At 72.6% G+C, this 9,165-nt stretch carries 6 protein-coding genes; 4 read left to right on the plus strand and 2 right to left on the minus strand.

From position 1 onward, the window contains the following. The 3 genes from HMPREF3099_RS12680 to pruA form a co-directional block, all read left to right on the plus strand. A partial coding sequence (locus HMPREF3099_RS12680) for a CpaE/TadZ family protein (protein ID WP_371327500.1) occupies positions 1-754 on the plus strand: 754 nt, incomplete at its 5' end. 4 nt (positions 755-758) lie between these two features. Continuing rightward, a complete protein-coding gene (locus HMPREF3099_RS01715; RefSeq protein WP_070703472.1) occupies positions 759-1,148 on the plus strand; it encodes a hypothetical protein in 390 nt (129 codons plus the stop codon). 139 nt (positions 1,149-1,287) lie between these two features. After that, positions 1,288-2,916 (plus strand): L-glutamate gamma-semialdehyde dehydrogenase, encoded by a 1,629-nt coding sequence (gene pruA / locus HMPREF3099_RS01720; protein WP_070703473.1) that lies wholly within the window; start codon positions 1,288-1,290, stop codon positions 2,914-2,916. 107 nt (positions 2,917-3,023) lie between these two features. Here the strand turns inward: pruA and HMPREF3099_RS01725 are convergent, their stop codons facing one another. Then, the gene (locus HMPREF3099_RS01725; protein ID WP_083323401.1) at positions 3,024-3,518 is read right to left on the minus strand and encodes a DUF2505 domain-containing protein; all 495 of its coding nucleotides are present in this window, start codon (positions 3,516-3,518) and stop codon (positions 3,024-3,026) included. Between the two features lie 30 nt (positions 3,519-3,548). Beyond that, positions 3,549-4,094 (minus strand): hypothetical protein, encoded by a 546-nt coding sequence (locus HMPREF3099_RS01730; protein WP_070703474.1) that lies wholly within the window; start codon positions 4,092-4,094, stop codon positions 3,549-3,551. A gap of 132 nt (positions 4,095-4,226) precedes the next feature. On the opposite strand from HMPREF3099_RS01730, the gene HMPREF3099_RS01735 reads away from it, so the two are divergent. Beyond that, on the plus strand, positions 4,227-9,116 hold the full coding sequence (locus HMPREF3099_RS01735; RefSeq protein ID WP_070703475.1) for an NAD-glutamate dehydrogenase: 4,890 nt from the start codon (positions 4,227-4,229) through the stop codon (positions 9,114-9,116). The last annotated feature ends 49 nt before the right edge of the window (positions 9,117-9,165 follow it).

The raw sequence follows: 9,165 nt of genomic DNA on the forward strand, positions 1-9,165 counted from the left end.
TCCGGGGCGCACGACGGTCGCCCTGGAGCTCGCCGCCCGGCTCGGGACGGACCACGAGGTCCTCCTCGTGGACGGCGACACCCACGCCCCCGGGCTGGGCCAGCACCTCGCCCTGCTCGACGACGCCTCGGGTCTCGTGGCCGCGGCCCGCGCCGCCGACGAGGGGCGGCTCGACCTGCACGCCCTGGCCGGAGTGGCCCGCGAGCTGCGGCCCGGCCTGAGGGTGCTCACCGGCATCGGCCGGGCGGACCGCTGGCCCGAGGTCCGTGTGTCCGCGGCCCGGGCCGTGCTGGACGCCGGGCGGCTCCTGGCCGATGTCACGGTGGTCGACCTGGCATCGAGCCTCGAGGACGACGAGGTGCTCTCCTACGACACGCGGGCACCCCGGCGCAACGCGCTGGCGCTCACGGTCATCGAGGAGGCCGACCTTCTGGTGGTCGTGGGTGGGGCCGACGCGGTGGCCCTCCAGCGGCTGGTCCGCGGTGTGGACGCCCTGGACGCCGTGGCGAGCGGTACCCCGCAGGTGCTCGTGCTCAACCGGGCACGTCGTTCGGCCGCCCGGGAGGCCGAGCTGCGCACCACCGCCGAGCAGCACCTGGCGCGGGGCGTCGACCTCGTGCTGCCGGAGGACCGGTCCGTCGCCGACCGGGCCCTGCTGGCCGGGGAGCCGGTCTCGTGGCTGGCCCCGCGCAGCGCCCTGGGTCGGCAGCTGGGCCGCCTGGCGGAGCTGGTCTCCGAGCGCGTGCCACGATGACGCCATGAGCCGCACCCCACGCATCCGCGCCTTCGCCGCCGTCACCGCCGCCGAGCTCGCCACCCTCGCCGAGGGGGGAGCACTGGTGCCCGCCGCCGGCTGGCGCACGGTGGGCCAGCCCGGTGTGGAGCCCGCGGAGGAGGACGCCGAGGACGGCATGGACGCGGCGGCCGACGACGCCGCCGAGCGGGGTTGGCCGGTGGTGGTCCTCGCCGCCGACCTGGCCGGGGCCACCGGGCCGGGCAGCGAGGTCGAGGCGCGGCTGGCGGACGTCGCGGCCTTCCACCTCGGCGACGACGTGGTCTCGCAGGGGCGGATGACCGCCGAGGCGCCGTGGGAGCTCTCCTGGTACGACGCCGCCGAGGTCGACGAGGTGCGTCGCCTCCTGGGGTGACCTGCGTCGCACTCCCCGCGGCCTCCCGCGGGAGGTGGCGCGTGACACCATGGGATCGATGCCCCGTGCGGAACACCGCGGGGGCGCCCGACGTTCACCCCCGTGGAACGAAGACCCCCATCCCTCCGAAGGAGAACACATGGATGCCGTGACGCTGCCGCCCCAGGCCTACAACGAGCCGGTCAAGGACTACGCCCCCGGCAGCCCGGAGCGCGCCGAGCTCGAGGTCGCCCTCGCCGAGATCGCGAGCAACCCGGTCGACCTGCCGCACGTCATCGGCGGTGAGCGCGTCACCGGCTCCGGCGAGGAGATCAAGGTCGTGCAGCCGCACGCCCACGCCAAGGTGCTCGGCACCCTGCACGACGGCACCGCCGAGGACGCCAAGAAGGCCGTCGAGGCCGCCAAGGCCGCCGCCCCCGCGTGGCAGGCCCTGCCCTTCGACGAGCGCGCCGCCATCCTGCTCAGGGCCGCCGACCTGCTCACCGGCCCGTGGCGCGCCCGCATGAACGCCGCCACCATGCTCGGCCAGTCCAAGACCCCGCACCAGGCCGAGATCGAGTCCGCCTGCGAGATGGCCGACTTCTGGCGCTTCAACGTGCAGTTCGCCCGCGAGATCCTCGAGGAGCAGCCGCCGGTCAGCCCGAACGGCTCCTGGAACCGCACCGACTGGCGCCCGCTGGACGGCTTCGTCTACGCCGTGACGCCGTTCAACTTCACCGCCATCGCCGGCAACCTGCCCACCGCCCCGGCGCTCATGGGCAACACCGTGGTGTGGAAGCCGTCCATCACCCAGGCCCGCTCCGCCCAGCTCGTCATGGAGCTGCTGGAGGAGGCCGGCATGCCCGCCGGTGTCATCAACCTGGTGCACGGCACCGGCCCGGCCATCTCCGAGGTCGTCCTGTCCGACCCGGACTTCGCCGGCCTGCACTTCACCGGTTCCACCGCCACCTTCAAGGCGCTGTGGAAGCAGATCGGTGACAACATCGACACCTACCGCCAGTACCCGCGCATCGTCGGCGAGACCGGCGGCAAGGACTTCGTCCTGGCCCACCCGAGCGCCGACTCCGCCAAGGTCATCACCGCCCTTCTGCGTGGTGCCTTCGAGTACCAGGGCCAGAAGTGCTCCGCCGCCTCCCGCGCCTACATCCCGAAGTCGATGTGGGCCGAGATCAAGGACGAGGTGGCGCGCCGCACCGACGCCCTGCCGATGGGTGACGTCACCGACTTCTCCAACTTCATGGGCGCCGTCATCGACGACCGCGCGTTCGCCAAGCACAAGAAGGCGCTCGACGCCGCGCAGTCCGACTCCTCCGTGGAGATCGTGGCCGGTGGCACCTACGACGACTCGGTGGGCTACTTCGTCCGCCCGACCGTCGTCGTGGTCGAGGACCCGAAGCACGAGATGATGACCACCGAGTACTTCGGCCCGATCCTGGCCGTGTACGTCTACGAGGACGACGCCTTCGAGGACACCCTCGAGCTGGTGGCCAACACCACCGACTACGCCCTCACCGGCGCGGTGCTGTCCACGGACCGCTACGCCCTGGAGCAGGCCTCCAAGGCCCTGCGTTTCGCGGCCGGCAACTACTACGTCAACGACAAGCCCACCGGCGCCGTCGTCGGCCAGCAGCCCTTCGGTGGTTCCGGTGCGTCCGGCACCAACGACAAGGCCGGTTCCAAGCTGAACCTGCTGCGTTGGGTCTCCGCCCGTTCCATCAAGGAGACCTTCGACGCCCCGACCTCCGAGGCCTACCCCTACCAGGGCTGAGCCCCCTCGGCGGACGAGCGTCCGTGACCACGAAGGCCCCCCCGGGAGACCGGGGGGCCTTCGTCGTGCGCGGGGCCCGTGCGGCGGGCGCCGGCGCAGGGACGGCCTCAGTGGGTGGCGAGCCAGTCCTTGGAGGCGCGCTCCTCCATGCCGATGACCTTGCCGACGTACGGCTCTGCCTGCTTCTCGATCTGGCCGCCGAGGAAGGGCACCTTCACGGTGAACTCCCCGGTGGTCACGAAGTCGGTCTGCTCGCCCCTGGGCTCCAGGCGCAGGTCGGCCTCGAGGCGGGCCGGGGCCCCGGCGGCGGTGACCACGAGGCGGCCGGTGCGCGTCCCGTCGGCGGCCGGGGCGTCCCACACCTGCTCCTCGGTGAGGGTCACGCCGTTGCCCACGAGGCGACGGGCGGCCTGCGGCAGGCGGTCGGTGGCCATGGTGCGCGTGGTGCGGATGACGGGCCCGGGGCCGTCGGTGGAGACGTCCACGGTGTGCTCCAGGGCGCCGGTGCGGCGGATCTTGTCGGCCACGTACTCGGGGTCGGCCACCATGGCCATCACGCGGTCGACGTCGGCGGGCAGGGTGAAACGGTGGTCGATCCTCACGGGGGTCCTCCTGGGTCGGGTGCGCCCACGCTAGTCGGTGGGTGCCCCGGTGAGCGCCTCGGTGACGCGCCGGCACGACGTGGTGAGCTGCTTGGCCGCACGCAGGGCGCCGATCGGCTGCGCGACCGGTCCGTCACCCCGCGGGCTCGCGGCCCGGTGCCGCAGCGAGACCTCCACGAGGTCCTCGGCGAAGGCGTGCAGGGCGCCCGCCAGGTCGAGGCAGGCGGCGGCCCCCGCCGGGTGCTCGCCGGCCCCCTGAAGCCCGTGGGCGGTACGCACCAGCCGGGCCGCGGTGGCACGCACCGAGGCGAGGTCGGCGCGCCCGTGGTCGCCGACCACCCACGCCGGGGGAGCGGCGCCGGGGTCCGTGGGCGGCCCGAGCAGCTGCTCGCACACCGCCAGCAGGGCGTCGTCGAGAGCGGCCTGAGCCGACGGGCTGCCCACCCAGGGGTGCACCTCGAGCAGGGCGCCGGCGAGGTCCGCGACCCGCGCCGAGGGGGCGGTCCGGTGGGGGGCCGCGAGGGCGCTCGGCGAGGCTTCGGAGGGGCCGGCAGGGGGCGGCGTGGGAACGACCATGGGGGGAGGCTAGGGCAGTCGGGCGCGCCGGCGTCGGGGCCTGTGCACAGGCCCGGGGCCCGGGACTAGAGTCATCCCGGGACCGCGGAGTGCCGGTTCCAGGTCACGTCACGGAACGAGGATGATTCACCCATGACCAGCCAGTCCGACATGTCGCCCCGGGGAGGGGCTTCGGCGGCCGAGAAGCAGTCGAAGCAGTCCGCACGGGCCCGCGAGGAACGCGTCGCCGAGGCGCGGACCCGGGCCGAGCAGGCGGACGGCCTCCTCACCGGTGACGTGCTGGACCACTACTGGAAGCGCGTCTACGACGCGGACGTCGCGAGCCGCTCGGTGGACGAGCTCGTCGACATCCCCACCCAGCACCTCGAGGCCGCGCACCGCCGCGCCGACGGCGAGGACGTGGTGGTGTTGCGCCACCTCCCGGAGAACCTCGGCGTGCAGGTGGTGACGGGCGACCGTCCCTTCCTGGTGGACTCCGTCATCCACGAGCTGCACCGCCTGGGCTGGGACGTCATGGGTGTGCTCCACCCGCAGCTGGTGGTGCGCCGCTCCGCCGAGGGCGTGCTCGAGGCCATGCAGGTCTGGACCCCGGAGCACGAGCTCGCCGACGGCGAGGTCGTGGAGTCGTGGATGAACATCACCGTGCGCCCGGCCACCGCCTCGGCCGACGTGGACGCCATCGCCGAGAACCTGCAGCGCGTCCTGGAGGACGTGCGCGTGGCGGTGGAGGACTGGACGCCGATGCGGGCCGAGCTCGAGCGCCTGGCCGAGTCGTTCCGCTCCGCCCCGCCGGCGACCGTGGACCCGGCCGAGGCCACGCAGGCCGCCGAGCTGCTCAGCTGGCTGGCCGACGACCACTTCACCCTGCTGGGCATCCGCGAGTACGCGCTCGCCGAGGTCGACGGCGAGCTCGGCCTGCGTGCGGAGCCGGGCTCCGGCCTGGGCATCCTGCGCGGCGACCGTGCGCTCTCGCACGACGTCACCACGATGCGCCCCGAGGCCCGCGAGACCGCGCGCGAGCCCCGCCCGGTGACCGTCACCAAGGCCAACAGCCGCGCCACCGTGCACCGCGACGCCCACCTGGACTACGTGGGCGTGCGCACCTTCGACGAGGCCGGCACCGTGGTGGGCGAGATCCGCATCCTGGGCCTGCTCACCTCCTCGGCCTACTCCGCGTCGGTGCGCGACATCCCGGTGGTGCGCGACAAGGCCGAGGCGATCATGGAGCGCTCCGGCTTCGGCAGCACCAGCCACTCGGGCAAGGACCTGCTGGCCGTCCTGGAGAACCTGCCCCGCGACGACGTCTTCCAGGCGTCCGCCGGGGAGCTCGACGCCATCGCACACGAGGTCCTGTGGATCCGCTCGAGCCGTCGCCCGTCGGTCATCCTGCGCCGCGACGAGTTCGGCCGCTACGTCACCCTGCTGGTGTACGTGCCGCGCGACCGCTACAACACCCAGGTGCGCTCGGCCATGACCGACGCCCTGCGCACCTACTTCGACACCGAGCTCGTCGACTTCACCGCCACGGTGACCGGCGAGGCCATGGCGCGCCTGCGCTTCGTCGTGCGCCTGCCCTCCGGGCAGGACTTCGGCGACATCGACACCGAGACCCTGGAGCGAGACTTGCTGGAGGCCACCCAGACCTGGGACGAGAAGGTCACCCACATCAGCGAGACCAACGGCATCGACGACGGGGGCCTGCTGCACCGTCTGGCCGCCCTGCCGCAGTCCTACAAGGAGGACTTCGCCCCCGAGGTGGCGCTGGCCGACCTCGGGCGCCTGGAGGGCCTGGGCGAGGACGACGTGGCGGTGCACCTCTACCGTGACGAGTCCTCCGAGGCCGCCGACACCGACCGACGCCTCAAGGTGTACCGCAGCGGCCCGGCCACCCTGTCGGACCTGCTGCCGGTCTTCACCGACTTCGGCCTCGAGGTCATCGACGAGCGCCCCTACCACCTGCGCGACGACGCTGCCGCCACCCGCATCTACGACTTCGGCCTGCGGGCCGCGTCGGCCGAGTTGTGGGAGGGCGCCGAGGGCGACGCCGAGGCCGTGGCCCAGCGCTTCGAGGAGACCTTCAGCGCCACCTGGAGCGGTGCCGCGGAGTCCGACCTGCTCAACGCCCTGAGCCTCACCGCCGGCCTCTCCTGGCGCCAGGTGGTCATCCTGCGCACCTACGCCCGGTACCTGCGCCAGGCCGGCTCGCACTTCTCGCTGCCCTACATCGAGGGCGCGATGACGGCCAACCCGAAGGTGGCCCGCGCCTTCGTGGAGGCCTTCGAGGCCCGCTTCGACCCCGCCCGCGAGGGGAGCGTCGAGGAGCGCCGCGAGGTCTCCGAGGAGTCGCTCACCGAGCTCGGCCGCCTGCTGGACGACGTGGCCTCGCTCGACCACGACCGCATCATCCGCGGGCTGGTGGAGGTGCTGCGCGGCACCCTGCGCACCAACTTCTACGTCGCCGACGCCGAGGGCGAGCCCAAGCCGTTCGTCTCGCTCAAGCTGAGCCCGCGCGACATCGAGCTGCTGCCGCAGCCGCGCCCGATGTTCGAGATCTGGGTCTACGGACCGTCCGTCGAGGGCGTGCACCTGCGCTTCGGCACGGTGGCCCGTGGTGGCCTGCGCTGGTCGGACCGCCGGGAGGACTTCCGCACCGAGGTGCTCGGCCTGGTCAAGGCGCAGATGGTGAAGAACGCCGTCATCGTGCCCACCGGCTCCAAGGGCGGCTTCTTCGCCAAGCAGCTGCCGGACCCGGCCGTCGACCGCGGCGCCTGGGTGGAGGAGGGCAAGCGTGCCTACACGCGCTTCATCTCCGGCATGCTCGACGTGACCGACAACCTCGTCGAGGGCGAGGTCGTGCCGGCCCGCGACGTGGTGCGCCACGACGAGGACGACACCTACCTCGTGGTCGCCGCCGACAAGGGCACCGCGGCCTTCTCCGACCTGGCCAACTCGGTCTCCGAGGCCTACGGCTTCTGGCTGGGTGACGCCTTCGCCTCCGGTGGCTCCGCCGGCTACGACCACAAGGCCATGGGCATCACGGCCCGCGGTGCCTGGGAGTCGGTCAAGCGCCACTTCCGCGAGATGGGCCACGACACCCAGACCGAGGACTTCACGGTGGTGGGCATCGGCGACATGGGTGGTGACGTGTTCGGCAACGGCATGCTCCGCTCCGAGCACATCCGCCTCGTGGGTGCCTTCAACCACCTGCACGTCTTCGTGGACCCGACCCCGGACGCCGCGGCCACCTTCGCCGAGCGCAAGCGCCTCTTCGAGACGCCCGGCACCACGTGGATGGACTTCGACCCCGAGCTCATCAGCGAGGGCGGCGGCGTCTTCGAGCGCTCGGCCAAGAGCGTGCCGGTGAGCCCCCAGATGCGGGAGGCCCTGGGGCTGGACGAGGGCGTGGACCAGCTCACCCCCAACGAGCTCATCAGCGCCCTGCTCAAGGCGCCGGTCGACCTCATCTGGAACGGCGGCGTGGGCACCTACGTCAAGGCCACCGCCGAGACCGACCTCGAGGTGGGCGACCGCGCCAACGACGCGCTGCGCGTCAACGGTTCGGAGCTGCGCGCCAAGGTCGTGGGCGAGGGCGGCAACCTCGGCGCCACACAGCTGGGACGCATCGAGGCGGCCCAGCACGGGGTGCGCATCAACACCGACGCCATCGACAACTCCGCCGGTGTGGCCTCCTCCGACCAGGAGGTCAACATCAAGATCCCGCTCAACGAGCTGGTGCGCCGCGGCGACCTGGGTCTGGAGGAGCGCAACGCCTTCCTCGAGTCCATGACCGACGAGGTGGCCCGCATCGTGCTGCGGGACAACTACGAGCAGAACGTGCTGCTGGGCAACGCTCGCGCCCGTCAGGACTCCATGGCCCCGGTGCACCAGCGCCTCATGAAGTTCCTGGAGCAGAACGCCGGCCTGGACCGCCAGCTGGAGTTCCTGCCCTCCACCAAGGAGATGGCGCGCCGCATCGAGGCCGGGCAGGGCCTCACCTCGCCGGAGTTCTCCGTGTTGGTGGCCTACGCCAAGCTGCACCTCAAGGACGCCCTGCTGGACAGCTCGCTGCCCGACGAGGAGTGGTTCACCTCCACGCTGCTGGACTACCTGCCGGCGCCGATGAAGGAGCACTACGCCGACCAGCTGCTGGAGCACCCGCTGCGCCGCGAGATCATCGTCAACTCGGTGGTCAACTCGATGGTGAACCGCGGCGGCATCACGTTCGCCTTCCGAGCCCTCGAGGAGACCGGTGCCCAGCCCGACCACGTCGCCCGTGCCTACGTGGTGGCGCGCGAGGTCTTCGACCTCAAGGGCTTCGTGGAGCAGGTGGAGGCGCTGGACAACAAGGTGCCCACCGAGGCCCAGACCGCCATGTACCTGGAGTTCCGCCGCCTGCTGGACCGCGCCATGCGCTGGTTCGTCAGCTCGCGCCCGGCCTCCATGGACATCGGCGCCGAGATCGAGCGGTTCCGCGTGTCGGTGGCGGCCGTCGGTCCCAAGGTGCCCGAGATGCTCAAGGGCGAGGAGGCCGCCCGCTACGCGGCCTTCCGCGACCGCCTGGTGGAGCAGGGCGTTCCGGAGGAGCTCGCCGGCACCACCGCGGCCCTGCTGGACGTCTACTCGCTGCTGGACGTGGTGACCCTGGCCGATGAGAACGGCGGCGACGTGGAGGACCTCACCCGCGTCTACTTCGTGGCCAGCGAGCAGTTCGGCTTCGACCGCCTGCTCAACGAGGTGGCCGCCCTGCCGCAGGACGACCGGTGGGGCTCCCTGGCCCGCGGCGCGCTGCGCGACGACCTCTACGGCGTGCACCGCGACCTCGTCCGGGTCATCACGGCCGGTCAGCCCGACGGCACCCCCGAGGAGCGGGTGTCGGCCTGGGCGGAGCGCAACGCGCACACCATCGAGCGCACCGAGGCGATGCTGCAGGACGTGCGCGCCATCGACGAGCCGGGCGTGGCCCCGCTCAACGTGGCCGTGCGCACCCTGCGCTCGGTGGTCCACCTGGGCGCCAGCGCCTGACGGACGCACCACACAGCGGAACGCCCGCCACCGGGAGGTGGCGGGCGTT

The sequence above is a fragment of the Kytococcus sp. HMSC28H12 genome (assembly GCF_001816045.1).
In the GTDB taxonomy this organism is placed as follows: domain Bacteria; phylum Actinomycetota; class Actinomycetes; order Actinomycetales; family Dermatophilaceae; genus Kytococcus; species Kytococcus schroeteri.